This is a genomic window from Microbacterium neungamense (assembly GCF_024971095.1).
Lineage (GTDB): Bacteria > Actinomycetota > Actinomycetes > Actinomycetales > Microbacteriaceae > Microbacterium > Microbacterium neungamense.
The window spans coordinates 949,536-967,963 of the sequence record NZ_CP069717.1 but is presented as its reverse complement, the minus strand read 5'-3'; the positions used below and the strand labels follow the sequence as shown (position 1 = coordinate 967,963).

Genomic DNA, 18,428 nt, shown 5'->3' with positions numbered 1-18,428 from the left:
CGCGATGACCGCGTGAGAACATGGATGCGACATGAGCAACCTTCCTCCTGTGCTCCGCCCCGCCGACCCACCCCGTCGCGCCCTGGCCGAGCTCGCCGACCGCTTCGCCCGTGACGTCCGCGGCGACATCGCCGACGTCCACCTCAGCGGGATCACCCTCGCCACCGCCGACCTCCGGGCCGGGGAGGCGTTCGTGGCGATCCAGGGGGTGAACCGGCACGGCGCGGAGTTCGCGGGGACCGCGGCCGAGAAGGGCGCCGTCGCGATCATCACGGATGCCGCCGGCGCCGAGCTCGCGGCATCCGCCGGTCTGCCGATCGTGGTCGTGGACGACCCCCGCGGGGTCCTCGGCGCGCTGAGCGCCTGGGTGTACGGCACCGGCGCGGACGACCCGCTGCCGCTGCTGTTCGGCACCACCGGCACGAACGGCAAGACCAGCGTGTCGCACCTGCTCGAGGGCATCCTCGATCAGCTCGGGGTCGTCACCGGGCTGTCGTCCACCGCGGAGCGGCACATCGCGGGACAGGTGATCGTGTCGCGGCTGACCACGCCCGAGGCATCCGAGATGCACGCGCTGCTGGCCTTGATGCGCGAGCGCGCGGTGGAGGCGGTGGCGGTCGAGGTGAGCGCACAGGCGCTGTCGCGTCATCGCGTGGACGGGATCGTGTTCGACGTCGCCGGCTTCACCAACCTGTCGCACGACCACCTCGACGACTACGCCGACATGGAGGAGTACTTCCGGGCGAAGCTGCCGCTGTTCCAGCCGGACCGCGCCCGCCGCGGCGTGGTGTGCCTGGACTCCCCGGCCGGTGCGCGGGTGGTGGCCGAGGCCGGCATCCCCGTGGTCACCGTGGGCACGCCGGCGATCGCCGCCGACGCGGATGCCGCGGCCGCGGCCGACTGGGTGGTCACGATCGACGACGAGCGGCAGAACGGCACCGTGTTCACCCTGGCCGGGCCGCAGGGCCGGCTGACCACGACGGTGCCGGTGATCGGCCCGCACATGGCCGCGAACGCCGGGCTCGCGATCGTGATGCTGCTCGAGGGCGGCTACTCGTGGGAGCGGATCGCCGGCGGACTGGAGCGGGACGGCGGCATCCGCGCGTACCTGCCCGGGCGGACCGAGTTCGTCTCCGGCGAGCGGGGACCGGCCGTGTACGTCGACTTCGGGCACTCCCCCGACGCGTTCGAGAAGACGCTCGCCGCGGTGCGCCGGGTGACGCCCGGCAAGGTGCTGATGCTGTTCGGCGCGGACGGCGACCGCGACGCCACCAAGCGGTACGACATGGCCCGCACGGCCGTGGAGGGCAGCGACATCCTGGTGGTCACCGACCACCATCCGCGGTTCGAGGACCCGGCGTCGATCCGGAGGACTCTCGTCGAGGGCGCCCGGCGGGCGCGTCCGGATGCCGAGATCCACGAGTACTCCCCGCCCGAGGAGGCGATCGTGGCCGCGGTCGGCCTGGTCGGCGAGGGCGACGCGATCCTGTGGGCCGGCCCCGGACACCAGGACTACCGCGACATCCGCGGGGTGCGCACGCCCTACTCCGCCCGCGAGCTCGCCCGCCGCGCCCTGCGCGACGCCGGCTGGCCCGTCCCCGAGCCGCGCTGGCCCGTCCCCTACGACGACTGACAGCGCGCCCCGACCCCGGGAGGGGATCCGGGGGATCGGATCGGTCGTGGGGGTCAGGAGGCGGCGATGAGGGCGTCGGCCTTGGCGCGGGCCCAGCGCTCGGCCTCCGCCAGAGTGTCGATCGTGAGCGTCTCGGGGGGCTCGTGAGCGTCGATCACGCGCTGGATCGTGTCGACGATGCCGAGGAACGGCAGCCGACCTTCGTGGAACGCGTCCACCGCCTGCTCGTTGGCGGCGTTGTACACCGCCGGGAACGTCTCACCGGCACGCCCGACCGCCTTCGCGAGCGCGACCGCCGGGAACGCCTCGTCGTCGAGGGGCTCGAACGTCCAACTGGTCGCCGTCCGCCAGTCCAGCGGGCGTCCGACGCCGCCGACGCGGTGCGGCCAGTCCAGCCCGAGCGAGATCGGCAGCCGCATATCGGGCGGGGACGCCTGGGCGATGGTGGACCCGTCGACGAACTCGACCATCGAGTGCACGATCGACTGCGGGTGCACGACCACCTCGATGTCGTCGTAGGGCACGCCGAACAGCAGGTGCGCCTCGATCACCTCCAGCCCCTTGTTCACCAGGGTCGCCGAGTTGGTCGTGATGACGCGGCCCATGTCCCACGTCGGGTGCGCCAGCGCCTCGGCGGGTGTGACATCCGCCATGTCCTCCCGGCTGCGTCCACGGAACGGTCCGCCGGATGCCGTGACGATCAGCCGCCTGACCTCACCCGGACCGCCGGAGCGCAGAGCCTGGGCGAGGGCGGAGTGCTCCGAGTCGACCGGAACGATCTGGTCCGGGGCCGCGGCGGCGAGCACCAGCTCGCCGCCGACGATGAGCGACTCCTTGTTGGCCAGCGCGAGGGTCCGCCCCGCCTTCAGCGCGGCGAGCGTGGCCCCCAGCCCGATCGAGCCGGTGATGGCGTTCAGGACGACGTCCGCCTCCACGTCGCGCACCAGCTGCTCCGCCTCGGCGGCGCCGAGCGCGGTGCTCTCCACCCGGAACTCCGCGGCCTGCTGCGCAAGCAGCTCGGCGTTCGAGCCCGCGGCGACGCCGACCAGCTCGAATCGCCGCGGGTTGGCGCGGATGACGTCCAGCGCCTGAGTGCCGATGGAGCCGGTGGAGCCGAGGACGATGACGCGACGCATGCCGCCAGCCTAGGCCGTGTCAGCGGGCGATCACTGCTCCAGCGGCGTGGTGCCCAGGATGTCGATCACGAAGACGAGCGTCTCCTCCTTGAGCTCGTGCTCGGCGGCCGCGCCGTACCCCTCGGCGGGCGGGATCTCGACGAGCACCTGCGAACCGACGGTCTGCCCCTCGAGGCCCTTCCGGAAGCCGGTGACGACACCGCTCGCCGGGAACTGGGCGGGGAAGGCCGCATTGGTCCAGGTGGAGTCGAACTCCTCGCCGTCGCTCCACTTCACGCCGCGGTACTGCACGGTGACGAGGTCGCCCGCGCCGACCACCGCGCCGTCGCCCTTCTTCAGCACGGCGAGGGTGGTCTCGGTGGGTGCGTCGCCCTCGGGGATGCCGATGGTCGGCTCGCCCTTGTCGTCCAGCTTCACAGTCGCCATGCCGTCCTGCGGCTCCTGCTCGGCGCCCTTCGCGACCGTGGGGAGCTTCTCCAGGGTCTGCACGTACAGCGCGACCGGGTTCTGGCCCTCGCCGAGCATGGAGCTCGGCAGCGTCAGCACGATCTCGGAGCCGATCGGCTCGCACTCGGCCGCCACGAGGAAGATCGAGGACTGCGTGAAGTCGTACAGCTGCTGCTGCTGGTTCGGGTTCAGCAGCACCGGCAGCACGCCGTCGGGCCCGCGCTCGGAGGTGCCGAGCACCTGATTGGTGACCGCGTCGACCAGCTGGTAGCGCACCGAGATGAGATCGCCCGGGAGCACGTCCTCGCCGTCCCCCTTCGAGACGACCGTGCGCTCCGCATCCGCGAATTCGGTGCCGGCGGGCACCGTGACCTTCGCCTCCAGGCCGGAGCCCTCCACCTGCACCGCATCCGACCCGGGACCGGACTTCTTGTCGAGCACGCACGAGGACTCCGCGGACGGCGTCGGCGTCGCCTCGGCGTCCCCCTCACCCGCGCACGCGGTCAGCAGCACGCCGGCGAGGGCGATGGTGGACAGGAGGGCGACGGGACGCAGGCGCACGATGAGACCTCGGGATCGCGGACGGAAAGCACCATCATCCCCCACGCGTCTTTGCCCGCGCTGAACGCGGACGGCCCGCCGGCCATGCCGTGCCCGGCATGTTCCTCCGGTTACGCTTCTCGGATGACCTCTGATCAGGTGGATGCCGCCGCATCGGATGCCCCGACGCCCCGCCGCGCAGGTCTGGCCTACTTCTTCGGCCGCCTCGTCGCCGCCCCGCTGGCCCGCGCCGTGTACCGGCCGCACGTGGAAGGCCGCGAGAACGTCCCACGCACCGGGCCGGTCATCTTCGCGAGCAACCACCTGTCCTTCATCGACTCCATCGCGATCCCCGTCGCCGCTCCCCGCCCGGTGCACTTCCTGGCCAAGTCGAGCTACTTCGACGGCCCCGGGCTGCGCGGCGCCCTGTCGCGGCTGTTCTTCACCTCGGTCGGGGCGATCCCGGTCCGCCGCGGCGCCGGGCAGGCGGCGCTTGACGCGCTGGATCAGCAGCGCCGGCTGCTGGAGGACGGGCTCGCCGTCGCGCTCTACCCGGAGGGCACCCGCTCCACCGACGGCCGCCTGTACAAGGGCCGCACCGGGGTCGCGTTCCTCGCGCTGCAGACGGGGGCGCCGGTGGTCCCGGTGGGGCTGATCGGCACCGACCGGGTGATGCCGGTCGGTGCGTCGATGCCGTCGCTGAACGAGCGGGTGACCGTCCGCTTCGGCCGGCCGCTCGATCTGTCGGTGCATGGCGCCGCTTCGAGCGGGCGGGCGCGCCGTCAGGCGACCGACGAGATCATGGCGGCGATCCACGCCCTCTCCGGCCAGGAGCTCGCGGGGGTCTACAACGAGCCGCCCGCGCAGACGCCGATCGAGAAGATCAAGCAGGTCCTCCCGCACGAGCGGCGGTAATCACCGCGAGAGGTCGCGGACCCTTCGACACGCTAGGGTCCTTCGACCGGCTCAGGGTCCGTCGGCGGTGACCACCGCTTCGTGGCGCACCGGGAAGTTCACCGAGTTCGCGATGAAGCACCACTCGTGCGCCCGGTGGTGCGCCTCCTCCGCCGCCGGGATCATCGACGGCTCGGCGACGACGACCCGCGGTCGCAGCACCACCTCGGTGAACGCTCCGCCGCCGCGGCCGTCCTCCCGCATCACCCCGGCCGCCTCGTCCCGGTACGCGGTGACCACGACGCCGGCGGTGACACAGGCGTGCAGGTAGGACAGCAGGTGGCACTCGGACAGCGCGGCCAGCAGCAGGTCCTCCGGGTTCCACCGCGACGGGTCGCCGCGGAACGGCTTGTCGGACGAGGCGAGCAGGTCCGGCTTGCCCGGGATGCGCAGCGTGACGTCGCGGGAGTAGTCGCGGTAGCCGCTGGTGCCGGTTCCCCGGTTCCCGGTCCAGGTGGCGGTGAGGGCGTAGCGGTGTTCCCCGAGCGGAGTGGCCATGGCCACAGTCTGTCACGGCGTCGGCGATAGGCTGGAGGGCGTGCTGGAGACTCTCACCGTCGCGGATGCCGTCGAACTCGCCGTCGTGGAACGCAGCGGCTTCGTAGAATCACGTCATGCCGGTGCGGCCGTCGTGCTCTCCCCGGACGGGGACCTGATCGCCCGGCACGGCGACGTCGACGCGCTGATCCTCCCCCGCTCCAGCCTCAAACCGCTGCAGGCGATCGCGTGCGTCACCGCCGGCGCCGCCCTCGACGGCGAGCAGCTGGCGCTGGGCACGGCCAGCCATTCCGGCACCGACCGGCACGTCGAAGTGGTGCGAGAGGTGCTCGCCGCGGGCGGCCTCACCGAAGACGACCTGGGATGCCCTCCGGACTGGCCCTCCGACGCGCGCACCCGCTGGGAGCTGATCCGCGACCACGCGGAGAAGTCTCGCCTCCGGATGAACTGCTCGGGCAAGCACGCCCTCATGCTGCGCGCCTGCGTCGCCACCGGCTGGCCCACCGACGGCTACCTCGACCCGGCGCACCCGCTCCAGGTGCACATCCGCGAGGTCGTCGAGCGGCTCACCGGTGAGAAGGTCGCGCACACCGCGGTGGACGGATGCGGCGCACCCGTGCACGCGGTCACCCTGACCGGCCTCGCCCGCGGCATCCACCGCATCGGCACGGCCTCCGAGCGCTCCCCGTTCGCACTGCACCGGGTCGCGGGCACGCTGGTCCGCGTGGTGCGGGAGAACCCGTGGACCATCGCCGGCCCGGGCGAGCCGGACACCCTCGCGATCGAGTCGCTGGGCGTGTTCGCGAAGGTCGGGGCCGAGGGCGTCATGGTGATGGTGGCGCCGAACGGGGCGACCGTCGCGCTGAAGATGCTCGACGGCAACGGCCGCGCCGCGACGATCGTCGCCGCCACGCTCCTGGCCCGCGCCGGCGCTCTCGCCGAGGCCGACGTCGCCGCGCTGGCCGCACAGCTGCCGCTGACCGTCCGCGGCGGCGGCAAGGACGTCGGGATCATCCGTCCCGGCGCCGGCATCTGACACCCCCACCAGGGGTGCTGACCCCTCGATGACGAGGAGGAAAGAGGAATCGCGATGAGAATCGGCGTCCCCCGCGAGATCAAGAACAACGAGTTCCGGGTGGCCCTGACCCCCGCCGGCGTGCACGACCTCGTGGCGGCGGGCCACGAGGTGCTCGTGGAACGGGGCGCCGGGGCGGGCTCCTCGATGAGCGACCAGGAGTACGCGGATGCCGGCGCCACGCTCGTGCCGGATGCCGACGAGGTGTGGGGTCGCGCCGAGCTGCTGCTGAAGGTGAAGGAGCCGATCGCGTCGGAGTACCGTCACTTCCGCGACGACCTGGTGCTGTTCACCTACCTCCACCTCGCCGCGGATCGGGCCCTCACCGAGCGCCTGCTCGCCGACGGCGTCACCGCGATCGCGTACGAGACGGTGCAGCTGCCCGGCGGCTCCCTGCCCCTGCTGGCGCCGATGAGCGAGGTGGCCGGCCGCCTGGCGCCGCTGGTCGGCGCGCACACCCTGATGCGCTCGCAGGGCGGTCTGGGGCTGCTGATGTCGGGGGTGCCGGGCACCCGGCCGGCGCAGGTCACGGTGATCGGCGGCGGGGTCGCCGGCGCGAACGCGGCGACGATCGCCGCCGGCATGGGCGCCGACGTCACCGTCTTCGACACGAACATCCCCCGCCTGCGGTACCTCGACGAGCTGTTCGCCGGCCGGGTGAAGACGGCAGCCTCGAACCCGATGGATCTGCGCCGTGCCGTCGTCGGCTCGGACCTGGTGATCGGCTCGGTGCTGATCCCCGGCGCCCGGGCGCCGAAGCTGGTCACCGGCGACATGGTCGCCGACATGCGCGAGGGCAGCGTGCTCGTCGACATCGCCGTCGACCAGGGCGGATGCTTCGAAGGCACGCGCCCCACCACGCACGACGACCCGACGTTCATGGTGCACGGCTCGGTGTTCTACTGCGTCGCGAACATGCCCGGCGCGGTGCCGAACACGTCGACCTCCGCGCTGACGAACGCGACCATGCCGTACGTGCGGCAGATCGCGCGGCTCGGGTGGGAGCAGGCCCTGCGCAACGACCCGGCCCTCGCGGCGGGACTGAACACCGCGGGCGGGCGCGTCGTGAACGCCGGCGTGGCCGCGGCGCACGGGCTGGAGGAGACGCCGCTGGCATCCGTGCTCTGAGTCACGACAGCAGCACCCGCTCCGGCGGTCGCCCCTGCCGCACGCGCCACGCCCGCCCGGCGTGCAGTCGCGCGAACGGCGGCAGGTCGCGGATGCCCAGCTGACGCAGCTCCGGGGCGCACTCCGCGGCCACCGCGAACTCGCCGGTGGCACGAACGAGCTGCAGCTGGGCCCAGTGGGTGCGCCACTGCTCCGGGTCGGCGACGAGGATCCGGGGCCGGTCCGCGGGAGCGGCCCCGCTCGTCGCGACGCCGTGCTCGGGGTTCGCCGCGGCGCCGTGCCGGCTCTCGGGGGCGGCGTCGTCCAGCCCGGTGACGAGGTGGCCGGGGTGTGCGACGCGCAGCGCCGCGAGCGCCGGGGCGACAGCCGGGGTGAGCACGCCCGACACGGCGGCGCGCGGCTGCCAGCGGGGCGTCAGCGGCGCGACCGGATTCCGGGCGGCGATCGCGGGCGCGTGGCGGCCGCCCGGCGCCGCGGTCCGCGGGTCGGGCTCGTCCACCCAGCACAGCTGCACCTCGTGGGCGCCGATCAGCGCGCGGCCGGCAGGACGGTCGCGGTCGAAGGCGCCCGGTTCGCCCCCTGCGGCGAGGTGCTCCACCCGGCTCGGCAGGCGCAGCAGCGCGCGGTGCGGCAGGAGGTCGATCACCCGGGTGAGCGGCCCCGAGGCCCGGGACAGCGTCACGACCGCTCCGCCTTCGGACCGGGCGATCGTCTCCCAGCGGCTGAGGAACAGCTGGGCGTACTCCGACGGGTAGCCGGCCAGCAGCACGTCCAGGTCGTCGCACAGCACGAGCCCGTGCCGCCCGGTGGACAGCTCCGCCACGGCATCCCATGCGCCTTCCGGGTCGGCGGGGACGAGCACCGCATCCGGGTGCTGCACGGCGAGGAGGCGGATCGCGGCGGTCTTCCCGCTGCCGGGACCGCCCACGATCGCCCAGCCCGCACCCGCCGGCACCCAGGTCTGCCGCTGCAGCTCCGGATCGTCGGCGAGTCCGAGCACCGGCGTCCCGCCGGCATCCGCGGCGTCGGCGAGCGGAACGCGGTCCGGGAGCGGCGGCAGCCAGGGGCTCGGCGGCACCGGAACGCCCTCCCAGCGCCGCGCAGCGACGCGCAGGTCGTCGGCGACGGTGAGCGCCACCCGCACCGCCTCCGCCTCGGCGTCCCGCGGGCGACGCACGAACGCGAGGCCACGGGACTCCGGGCCGCCCGGGATCTCGGCGGCCGCCGCGGAGCCGATGACGAGCCGGCTGTCGGCGGGGTCCGCGACGCGGAGGCTGATCCGCAGCGGGCAGTTCGCGGCGAGGGCGTCCCGGATCACCCCCGCCGCCCGCTGCGTGCCGAGGACGAGGTGCATCCCGAGCGCACGGCCGCGGGCGGCGATGTCGGTGAACACCGCCCCCAGATCCGCATGCTCCGACAGCAGCGCCGCGAACTCGTCGACGACGATGACCAGCCGTCCGAGGCCGGGGCAGTCCCGGATGTCGCGGGCCCCGGCCTGCGCGAGCACCGCCTCGCGCCGGCGCAGCTCGGCCGTTAGGCTGCGCACGCCGCGCTGAGCACCGCCGGCGTCGAGATCGGTGACGACCGCCGTGACGTGGGGCAGCGCCCGCAGCGGCTCGAATGCCGTGCCGCCCTTGAAGTCGATGAGCACGAAGGCGATCTCGTCCGGGCCGTGCGCGGCGGCGAGCGCGGCGACCCAGGTGGTCAGCAGCTCGCTCTTGCCCGTCCCGGTCATGCCGGTGACGACGGCGTGCGGGCCATCCTCGACGAGGTCGACGACCGCCTCGTCCCGCACGCCGCGGCCGATCGCGACGGCGAGGCTCGCCGCGGCGCCCTTCCCGCGCGCGGCGGCGTGCGCGCCCAGCTCCGCGAAGCCCACCCGCGCGGGCAGTCCCTGCTCCTCCTCTCCCCTGGCCGCGAACCGGGGCGCGGCGCACTCCGCGATGGCGAGCAGAGCCTGCTCGCGCGACACCCCCTCGACGGCGACCTCGCGGACCCCGTCGGGCGTCCGCAGCCACGCCCGGAGCAGCTCCGTCGCGTCGAGCACGGTGGTGATCCCGTCCGGCGGGTCGGCATCCGGGGGGCACACCCACACCGCGGCATCCGCCCCGTCCTGCGTGCCGACGCCGAGTCGGAACGCGCCCCGGCGCCCCGCGGCGTGCGGCAGGGCGCCGAGTCCCCACTCCTCCAGCCGGTCGCCGTGCACGGCCAGCTGCGCGGGGGTGAAACGCAGGCACAGCTGCATCAGGAGCGCGCGGACAACCGCCGCCGCCACCGGCTCGGGGGCGCGGATGCAGATCCCGCCGCCCAGCGGCACGGTCACCGGCGCGTCCCGGATCCGCGCCGCCCGCTCGCGGAACGCGCGGGAGCGGTCGTCGTCGCCTCCGCTCACCCGCACGCCGCTGGGCAGCTCACCGCGTCCGATGACGACCGCGGTGCCCCGCGCGATGCCCTCGGAGCCGCGCAGCGGCGGCTGCCGCAGGCACGCGGCGGCGTCCGGACGGCGGTGCCACAGGTCGGCGTGCTCGGCGGCGTGCAGCCGCTCCAGCTCGGCATCCGCGCGCATCCACGCCTCATCCGCCTCGGACGCCGCCCGCCGGCGCGCCCGGCGGCGTGCCCGGTGCCCGTCCGCGAACGAGGCGCCCAGCATGAGCGGGCCCAGGCCCGCGAAGCACAGCGCGATCAGCGACCCGGTGACGAGCCAGAGCACCACCCCGGCGACCACCGGCACGACCGCCGCCAGCACCGGCAAGGGCGGACGGCCCGGATCGGCCGGGGCGGACGGCAGGACGATCGTGGTGGCATCCATGCCCCCATCCCACCGCACGCGACGGGGCGGAGAGCGGTTGTCCCCAGGGTCAGCCGGTCAATTCCCGGATCCGTCGTCTGTGGAGGACGACTCGGCGGCCCCCGTCGATGCGTCGGCGGCCGTGTCGGACGTAGACTCCGCGTCGGCGGCCGTCTCCGACGACGCCTCCTCATCGGCATCCACTCGCACCACGATCAGCGTCACGTTGTCGCGGCCGCCGTTCTCCAGCGCGGCCTCCATCATCGCGTCGACCGCGGTGCCCGGATCCGGGTTCTCGCGGAGGAAGTGCAGGATGCCGTAATCGGTCAGCTCCTTGGTCAGCCCGTCCGAGCACACCACGAGCACGTCCTCGGGCTGCAGGTCGACCGCGACGTAGTCCGGGGCGGCCAGCTCCCCGGCGCCGACGGCGCGGGTGATCACGTTGCTGTACGGATGCCCGTCCGCCTCCTCCGGACTGATCTTCCCCGCCGCGATCAGCTCCTGCACCACCGAGTGGTCGGTGGTCACCTGCGCGAGCCGATCCCCGCGCTTCAGGTACACGCGCGAGTCGCCGATGTTCAGCGCCACCCAGCGCGGCTCGTCGCCGGCCTCCAGGACGACCCCGGTCAGGGTCGTGCCGGTGCCCTCGTCGGTGGTGTCCGGATGCGTGCGGATGTCCTCGACCGCGTGGATCAGCGCCTGCTCGATCGCCTCGATCGACACCTCGCCGCTCTCCACCACCGCGTCGAGCCTGCTGATGGTGCGCTGGCTGGCGATCTCGCCCCCGGCGTGCCCGCCCATCCCGTCGGCGACCACGAAGAGGGGGTACCGGGCGAGGAAGGCGTCCTGGTTGTTCTCGCGACGTCGTCCGCGGTCGGTCGCCCCCGCCCAGGACACGCGCAGTCCTCCGCTCACGCGATGCGTGTGCGTCGTCGTCTCAACCACGTGCGGCCTCCGGTGCGGGGGTGGCCGCCGATGCGGCGGCTCGTTCAGTCATCGTAGTGGAATCCGTGCTCACATCCGCGCGCCCGGGTCCTCCGGCAGCGGGAACAGCGCGTCGATGGCGGCGAGGTCCTCCCCGGTGGGCGTCCACGCGTCCGCGGCGGCCGCGTTCGCCTCCACCTGGGCGGCCGAGGTCGCCCCGGCGATCACGCTGGAGACCCCCGGCTGCGCGAGCAGCCAGCCGAACGTCGCCTGCAGCATGGTGATGCCGCGCTCGGTGCAGAACCGCTGGTACGCCTCGAGCGCGTCCCACGGGGCATCCGCCCAGATGTGCCGCCGCGTGGCCATGATGCGGCTGCGCTCCGGTCCGCCCTCGCGGGTGAACTTGCCGGTGAGCAGCCCGTTCTTCAGCGGGAAGTACGGGAAGAAGCCGAGTCCGTAGCGGTTTACCGCCGGCAGCACCTCGCGCTCGGCGGCACGTGCCAGCAGCGAGTAGTGGTTCTGCGCCGAGATGAACCGGCCGGTCGAGCGTGCGCGGGCGGTGAACTCCGCCTCCGCGATCTGCCAGCCGTCGAGGTTGGAGTGCCCGTAGTAGCGGATCTTGCCCTCCGCGACGAGCTCGTCCAGGGCGTCGATCGTCTCGGCGATCGGGGTCTGCGGGTCGGGCAGGTGCAGCTGGTACAGGTCGATCCAGTCGGTGCGCAGGCGGCGCAGCGACTGCTCCACCGCGTGGCGCACGTACCGGCGCGAGCCGCGGCCGGCCGGGAAGTCGTAGCCCATGTCCCGCTCGTGGCCGAACTTCGTGGCGAGCACGACGCGGTCGCGGCGGCCCTGCAGCGCCTCCCCCATCAGCGTCTCGCTGAGGCCGGGATCGGCGCCGTACATGTCGGCGGTGTCGAAGAAGAACACGCCGTTGGCCAGTGCGGCGTCGATCACCTCGCGCGTGCCCTCGATGGTCTGGGTGGCGGTGCCGGACCGGCCGAAGTTGTTGCATCCGAGGCCGGTGGCGGAGACGACGAGACCGGATGCGCCGACGCGGCGCTGCGAGTTCACCATGTCTCCACGTTAGCCGAGCCCAAGACGCCGTCCCGCCCCGCGCCGCGCCGCATCGATCCGCGCGCCATCGACAGGCGCCGGATCGACAGTCGGCGGACCGGCAGTCACTCCGGGCGCGAACAGGAGAACCCCCGGCGGGTGCCGGGGGTTCTCGGGTCAGGCCGGGGGCCGGTTCGGGTCCGTGGGCGGAGCCGGGGGCCGGTTCGGGTCCGTGGGCGGAGCCGGGGGCGCCGGAGGAGCCGCCGGCGGCGCCGAGGGCGGCGCGGGCGGGGTGTTCGGCGCCGGCGGAGTGCTCGGCGGCGGCGGCACCGCCGGTCCGCCGGGAGCGCCGGCGCCGGGAGCGGACGGCGTGCCGGGGGCCGGCGGAGCCGGCGGGGTGTTCGGCGTGCCGTAGCCCTGCGGCGGTGCGTAGCCCTGCGGGGGTGCGTAGCCCTGCGGCGCGGCGCCGTAGCCGGGAGCGGCCGGGCCGGCGGCGCTCGGCTGCACCGGGACGCCCTCCCAGACCGTGCGGTCGGCGAGGAAGCCGTTACCCGCCCACGGGGCGGGGGCGATGTTCGGATTCCAGCGCGACTTGTCGAAGGCGTTGATGCCGAGCCAGACGATGCTGAGCAGCACCCAGAGGACGACCCAGACGGCCTCCTTCTGGAGCTTCAGGCCGACGCGCCAGGCGGCCAGCGCCGAGACGACGACCATCGCGATGCCGACGAGCCACCCCAGGACCGGGATCCAGGTCAGCAGGAACCCGAACGCCAGCCAGGGGCTCAAGTCGCCCAGCTTGAAGAACACCATGAAGTTGTAGAACGGGACCCAGGCGCGCCACTTGCCCTGCACGCCGGCCTTCTCGAAGATCTTCATCAGGAACAGGGACGTGAGGACGTACCCCACGACCACCATCAGGAAGAGGACGAAGAAGTAGACGGCGAAGAACGCCGCATAGCTTCCGTCGTAGTCGTCGTACATGAGACTCACATTCCCTCGGTCTCGGGAGGACGCGTGTCGTCCCCCGCTGCAAGGCCCTGGGCCTCGCATTCGCCATGCTAGCGGCGCGGAGAATATCGGATCAATCGCACACGCGGGCGGTGCCGCAGGCGCCGTTCACGCCTCGCCGACGAGTTCGAGGACGCCCTGTTCCGCCTCGCGCAGCGGCACGCCGGCGTCGTCCGCCCACCGCAGCAGGCCCTCCAGCGACCGCACCCGCGGGCGTTCGGACGCGAGGCGACGCACCAGCGCGCCCTTCGCCTTCTTGTTGAAGTGGTTCAGGGCGCGGCCGCCGTCGCTCACCACGCGCACGTACGCGGAGGGGACGGATGCCGGCACCGGCCCGAGCGCGACGTACGCCTCGCTGCGGAGATCGAGGACGAAGCCCTCCCCCGTCAGGGCGCCGGTCACGGCATCCGCCCAGTGCCGGCGCAGCGGCGGGATGCCCGGCAGCGACGTGCCCGCGGCGAGGCGGTACGGCGGGATGCCGTCGAGCGCGCCGACCGGGCCGAACGGCGCGGAGTGGATCAGGACGTGGTCGCGGAGCCAGCGGCGCCCGGCGGCGTCCAGACCCGCGGCGTCCAGGGCGTCGTAGAGGACGCCGGTGTACCGGTCGATCGCGGGCATCACCGCCGCGCTGCGCAGCATCCGGTTGTGCGCGACCTCACCCGCCTGGCGCTCGCTGAGCTTGAGCACCCGCCGCGAGGCATCCGCATCCGCCGCGAGCGCGACGAGGGCGTCGATCACCGCCTCCCGCTGCGGGAGCAGCGAGGGCAGGGCCAGGGCGGCCGGGTCGAAGGCCGGGCCGGAACCGCCCGGGCGCTTGGTCTCGGACGGCGGGAGGAGGATCTTCATCGTGCTCCGGGGATGCAGACGAATCCGCCTCGGACACTCCGGCGAGCGGAGGGTCCGAGGCGGATGGGAAGGTCGTCAGGCGATCAGTGCGGCGTTGCCGGCGACGATGGTGAGCTCGTCGCCCTCCATGGACAGGAACCCGTCCTGGGCGTTCGCGAGCACCTTCGATCCGTTCGGCTCGGTGATGCGCACCTCGCCCTGGGCGAGGATCGCGAGCACGGGCTCGTGGCCGGCCATGATGCCGATCTCACCCTCGACGGTCTTGGCGACGACGAGGGTGGCCTCGCCGGACCAGACCTCCGCGTCGGCGGAGACGAGGTGGACGTTGAGCGCCATGATCAGGCGTTCTCCTTCTGGATCTTCGCCCACTTCTCCTCGACGTCCGAGATCGGGCCGACGTTGAAGAAGGCCTGCTCGGCGACGTGGTCGAAATCACCGCGCGCGATCGCGTCGAACGACTCGATCGTGTCCTTGAGCGGAACGGTCGAGCCCTCGACACCGGTGAACTTCTTCGCCATGTAGGTGTTCTGGGAGAGGAACTGCTGGATGCGGCGGGCGCGGGCGACGATGATCTTGTCCTCTTCGGACAGCTCGTCGACACCGAGGATCGCGATGATCTCCTGCAGCTCCTTGTTCTTCTGCAGGATCTGCTTCACGGTGGTCGCCACGCGGTAGTGGTCCTCGCCCAGGTAGCGCGGGTCCATGATGCGCGAGGTCGAGGTCAGCGGGTCGATCGCCGGGTACAGACCCTTCGAGGCGATCTCGCGCGAGAGCTCGGTGGTGGCGTCGAGGTGCGCGAACGTGGTGGCCGGGGCCGGGTCGGTGTAGTCGTCCGCGGGGACGTAGATCGCCTGCAGCGAGGTGATCGAGTGACCGCGGGTCGAGGTGATGCGCTCCTGCAGGAGGCCCATCTCGTCCGCCAGGTTCGGCTGGTAGCCCACCGCGGAGGGCATGCGGCCCAGCAGCGTGGAGACCTCGGAGCCGGCCTGGGTGAAGCGGAAGATGTTGTCGATGAAGAGGAGCACGTCCTGCTTCTGCACGTCGCGGAAGTACTCCGCCATCGTCAGCGCGGACAGGGCGACGCGCAGCCGCGTCCCCGGCGGCTCGTCCATCTGGCCGAAGACGAGCGCGGTCTTGTCGAAGACGCCCGCCTCCTCCATCTCGTGGATGAGGTCGTTGCCCTCACGGGTGCGCTCGCCGACACCGGCGAACACCGACACACCGCCGTGGTCCTGCGCCACGCGCTGGATCATCTCCTGGATGAGGACGGTCTTGCCGACGCCCGCGCCGCCGAACAGTCCGATCTTGCCACCCTGCACGTACGGGGTGAGCAGGTCGATCGACTTGATGCCGGTCTCGAACAGCTGGGTCTTGGACTCGAGCTGGTCGAAGTTCGGAGCCTTGCGGTGGATCGGCCAGCGCTCGGTGACCTCGATCTGCTCGCCCGGCTCGGCGTTGAGCACCTCGCCGATCACGTTGAACACGCGGCCCTTGGTGACGTCGCCCACCGGCACCGAGATCGGCGCACCGGTGTCGCGCACCTCCTGGCCGCGGACCAGACCGTCGGTCGGCTTGAGCGCGATCGCGCGGACGAGGTCGTCGCCCAGGTGCTGCGCCACCTCGAGGGTGATCTCGGTGGACTGCTCGCCGATGGTGATCGTCGTCTTCAGCGCGTTGTAGATGTCGGGGATCGAGTCGTGCGGGAACTCGATGTCGACGACCGGGCCCGTGACGCGTGCGACGCGCCCGACGACCGCGGTCGCGGCGGTTTCAGCCGTAGCGGTGGGGGTCATATCTTCGTCTCTCTCTTAGAGGCTTACTTGCTCGACGCCAGGGCGTCGGCGCCGCCGACGATCTCGGCGATCTGCTGCGTGATCTCCGCCTGACGCGCGTTGTTGCGCAGACGGGTGTAGTCCGTGATGAGCTTGTCGGCGTTGTCGCTGGCCGACTTCATCGCCTTCTGCGTGGCGGCCTGCTTGGCGGCGGCCGACTGCAGCAGCGCGTTGAAGACGCGGCTCTGGATGTACACCGGCAGGATCGCGTCCAGCACGGTCGCGGCATCCGGCTCGAACTCGTACAGCGGGTAGACCTGGCTGCCCGGATCCGTCTCGTCCGACTCGGCGATCTCGAGCGGCAGCAGGCGCAGGGTCTCCGGCGTCTGCGTCATCATGCTGACGAAGCGGTTGTAGACGAGGTGGATCTCGTCCACGCCGCCGGCGTCGCCGCCGCGCGAGAACGCGTCCAGCAGCGACTGCGCGATCTCCTCCGCCGTGTGGAACGACGGGGTGTCGGTGTCGCCGGTCCACTCGGCCGCCGAGTCGATGCCGCGGAACTGGAAGTACCCGACGGCCTTGCGGCCGATCAGGTAGAACACCGGCTCCTTGCCCTGCTCGCGCAGGAGCTCCGCCAGCTCGAGGCCCTCACGGAGGATCTGCGAGTTGAAGGCACCGGCCAGACCGCGGTCGGACGAGAAGATGACCACCGCGGAGCGGCGGATCGTCTCGGGCTCGCGGGTGAGCGGGTGGTCGACGTTCGAGTGGGTGGCGACCGCGGAGACGGCCCGCGTCACGGCCCGCGCGAAGGGGGACGACGCCTTGACGCGCGCCATCGCCTTCTGGATGCGCGAAGCCGCGATGAGCTCCATCGCCTTCGTGATCTTCTTGGTCGTCTGAGCAGAACTGATCTTCTGCTTGTAGACCCTGAGTTGAGCGCCCATGATTATCTCGCCTCAGCGCTCAGCCGCGGCGGCCCTTGACGATCTTCTCCTGGTTCACGTCCTCGGCGGAGGCCGCCTCGTGCTCCTCGTGGCCGGGGGCGCCGATGGCGTGGCCCTTGCCGCCCTGGAACTCCAGGATGAAGGCGTCGGTGTGCTTCTCCAGCTCGGCCACGGTGTCGTCGTCCAGGACGTTCGTCTCGCGGAGCGTGTCGAGCACCTTGGTGTTGCGGCGCAGGTAGTCCAGCAGCTCGCGCTCGAACCGCAGCACGTCGGACACCTCGATCGAGTCGAGCTTGCCGTTGGTGCCGGCCCAGATCGAGACGACCTGCTCCTCCACCGGGTACGGCGAGTACTGCGGCTGCTTGAGCAGCTCGGTCAGGCGCGCACCCCGGGCGAGCTGACGACGCGAGGCCGCGTCGAGGTCGGACGCGAACATCGCGAACGCCTCGAGCGAGCGGTACTGCGCGAGCTCCAGCTTCAGCGTGCCGGAGACCTTCTTGATCGACTTCACCTGAGCGTCGCCGCCGACGCGGGACACCGAGATGCCGACGTCCACGGCGGGACGCTGGTTCGCGTTGAACAGGTCGGACTGCAGGAAGATCTGACCGTCGGTGATCGAGATCACGTTGGTCGGGATGTACGCCGAGACGTCGTTCGCCTTGGTCTCGATGATCGGCAGACCGGTCATCGACCCGGCGCCGAGGTCGTCGGACAGCTTCGCGCAGCGTTCGAGCAGACGCGAGTGCAGGTAGAAGACGTCACCCGGGTAGGCCTCGCGCCCCGGCGGGCGGCGCAGCAGCAGCGACACGGCGCGGTAGGCCTCGGCCTGCTTCGACAGGTCATCGAAGATGATCAGGACGTGCTTGCCGCCGTACATCCAGTGCTGGCCGATGGCCGAGCCGGTGTAGGGGGCGAGGTACTTGAAGCCCGCGGGGTCGGATGCCGGAGCGGCGACGATCGTGGTGTACTCCATCGCGCCGGCCTCCTCGAGGGCGCCCTTCACACCGGCGATGGTCGAGCCCTTCTGGCCGATCGCGACGTAGATGCAGCGGACCTGCTTGCTGACGTCGCCGGACTCCCAGTTGGCCTTCTGGTTGATGATCGTGTCGATCGCGATCGCGGTCTTGCCGGTCTGGCGGTCGCCGATGATGAGCTGGCGCTGGCCGCGGCCGACGGGGATCATGGCGTCGATGGCCTTGATGCCGGTCTGCAGCGGCTCGTGCACCGACTTGCGCTGCATGACGCCCGGAGCCTGCAGCTCGAGCTCGCGCGAGCCCTCGGTGGCGATGGCGCCCAGGCCGTCGATCGGGTTGCCGAGCGGGTCGACGACGCGGCCGAGGTAGCCGTCGCCGACGGGCACGGAGAGCACCTCGCCGGTGCGGGTGACCTGCTGGCCCGCCTCGATGCCGGTGAAGTCCCCGAGGACGACGACGCCGATCTCGTGCTCGTCCAGGTTGAGCGCGAGGCCCTTGGTGCCGTCCGCGAAGGTCACCAGCTCGTTGGCCATGACGCCCGGCAGGCCCTCGACGTGCGCGATGCCGTCTGCGGCGTCGATGACGGTGCCGACCTCGGTCGCTGCGGCCCCGGTGGGCTCGTAGGCGGCGGCGAAGTCCTTCAGCGCGTCACGGATGACGTCGGGGCTGATCGATAGTTCTGCCATTGTCTTCCCTTTGATATGTGAG

At 72.3% G+C, this 18,428-nt stretch carries 16 protein-coding genes; 4 read left to right on the top strand and 12 right to left on the bottom strand.

All coding sequences use genetic code 11. From position 1 onward, the window contains the following. Positions 1-31 precede the first annotated feature (31 nt). Positions 32-1,633, top strand: coding sequence for a Mur ligase family protein (locus tag JSY13_RS04570; protein WP_259607847.1), 1,602 nt, complete (start codon positions 32-34; stop codon positions 1,631-1,633). A 53-nt stretch (positions 1,634-1,686) separates the two neighbouring features. On the opposite strand, the gene dxr is transcribed toward JSY13_RS04570, so the two are convergent. Together dxr and JSY13_RS04560 are read right to left on the bottom strand one after the other, a co-directional pair. After that, positions 1,687-2,769, bottom strand: coding sequence for a 1-deoxy-D-xylulose-5-phosphate reductoisomerase (gene dxr / locus JSY13_RS04565; protein ID WP_259607846.1), 1,083 nt, complete (start codon positions 2,767-2,769; stop codon positions 1,687-1,689). Positions 2,770-2,799: 30 nt separating this feature from the next. Next, positions 2,800-3,777, bottom strand: a complete 978-nt coding sequence (locus JSY13_RS04560; protein WP_259607845.1) for an FKBP-type peptidyl-prolyl cis-trans isomerase — start codon at positions 3,775-3,777, stop codon at positions 2,800-2,802. 123 nt (positions 3,778-3,900) lie between these two features. On the opposite strand from JSY13_RS04560, the gene JSY13_RS04555 reads away from it, so the two are divergent. Continuing rightward, positions 3,901-4,671, top strand: a complete 771-nt coding sequence (locus JSY13_RS04555; protein ID WP_259607844.1) for a lysophospholipid acyltransferase family protein — start codon at positions 3,901-3,903, stop codon at positions 4,669-4,671. Positions 4,672-4,722: 51 nt separating this feature from the next. Here JSY13_RS04555 and JSY13_RS04550 read toward each other — a convergent pair whose 3' ends face one another. Further along, positions 4,723-5,208 (bottom strand): OsmC family protein, encoded by a 486-nt coding sequence (locus tag JSY13_RS04550; RefSeq protein ID WP_259607843.1) that lies wholly within the window; start codon positions 5,206-5,208, stop codon positions 4,723-4,725. Between JSY13_RS04550 and JSY13_RS04545 the strand changes: the two genes are divergently transcribed. Both JSY13_RS04545 and ald read left to right on the top strand, forming a co-directional pair. After that, on the top strand, positions 5,207-6,244 hold the full coding sequence (locus JSY13_RS04545) for an asparaginase (RefSeq protein ID WP_259607842.1): 1,038 nt from the start codon (positions 5,207-5,209) through the stop codon (positions 6,242-6,244). The two genes, JSY13_RS04550 and JSY13_RS04545, sit on opposite strands and share 2 nt — an antisense overlap. A 54-nt stretch (positions 6,245-6,298) precedes the next feature. Next, a complete protein-coding gene (gene ald / locus JSY13_RS04540) occupies positions 6,299-7,411 on the top strand; it encodes an alanine dehydrogenase (protein ID WP_259607841.1) in 1,113 nt (370 codons plus the stop codon). Between the two features lies 1 nt (position 7,412). On the opposite strand, the gene JSY13_RS04535 is transcribed toward ald, so the two are convergent. The 9 genes from JSY13_RS04535 to atpA form a co-directional block, all read right to left on the bottom strand. Further along, entirely contained in the window at positions 7,413-10,220 is a 2,808-nt protein-coding gene (locus tag JSY13_RS04535; RefSeq protein WP_259607840.1) for an FtsK/SpoIIIE domain-containing protein, read from the bottom strand. Between the two features lie 57 nt (positions 10,221-10,277). Then, positions 10,278-11,114, bottom strand: coding sequence for a PP2C family protein-serine/threonine phosphatase (locus JSY13_RS04530; RefSeq protein WP_259607839.1), 837 nt, complete (start codon positions 11,112-11,114; stop codon positions 10,278-10,280). 99 nt (positions 11,115-11,213) lie between these two features. Continuing rightward, on the bottom strand, positions 11,214-12,197 hold the full coding sequence (locus JSY13_RS04525; protein ID WP_259607838.1) for an aldo/keto reductase: 984 nt from the start codon (positions 12,195-12,197) through the stop codon (positions 11,214-11,216). Positions 12,198-12,353: 156 nt separating this feature from the next. Beyond that, positions 12,354-13,166, bottom strand: a complete 813-nt coding sequence (locus tag JSY13_RS04520) for a large exoprotein (RefSeq protein WP_259607837.1) — start codon at positions 13,164-13,166, stop codon at positions 12,354-12,356. A 126-nt stretch (positions 13,167-13,292) separates the two neighbouring features. Then, entirely contained in the window at positions 13,293-14,030 is a 738-nt protein-coding gene (locus tag JSY13_RS04515; RefSeq protein WP_259607836.1) for a YaaA family protein, read from the bottom strand. A gap of 75 nt (positions 14,031-14,105) precedes the next feature. Next, positions 14,106-14,366, bottom strand: coding sequence for a F0F1 ATP synthase subunit epsilon (locus JSY13_RS04510; RefSeq protein ID WP_259607835.1), 261 nt, complete (start codon positions 14,364-14,366; stop codon positions 14,106-14,108). 2 nt (positions 14,367-14,368) lie between these two features. Next, positions 14,369-15,823 carry a F0F1 ATP synthase subunit beta gene (gene atpD, locus JSY13_RS04505; protein WP_259607834.1) on the bottom strand — a complete coding sequence of 485 codons (1,455 nt, stop codon included), beginning with the start codon at positions 15,821-15,823 and terminating at the stop codon, positions 14,369-14,371. 23 nt (positions 15,824-15,846) lie between these two features. After that, a complete protein-coding gene (locus JSY13_RS04500) occupies positions 15,847-16,746 on the bottom strand; it encodes a F0F1 ATP synthase subunit gamma (protein WP_259607833.1) in 900 nt (299 codons plus the stop codon). Positions 16,747-16,765: 19 nt separating this feature from the next. After that, the gene (gene atpA / locus JSY13_RS04495; RefSeq protein WP_259607832.1) at positions 16,766-18,406 is read right to left on the bottom strand and encodes a F0F1 ATP synthase subunit alpha; all 1,641 of its coding nucleotides are present in this window, start codon (positions 18,404-18,406) and stop codon (positions 16,766-16,768) included. Positions 18,407-18,428: the final 22 nt, after the last annotated feature.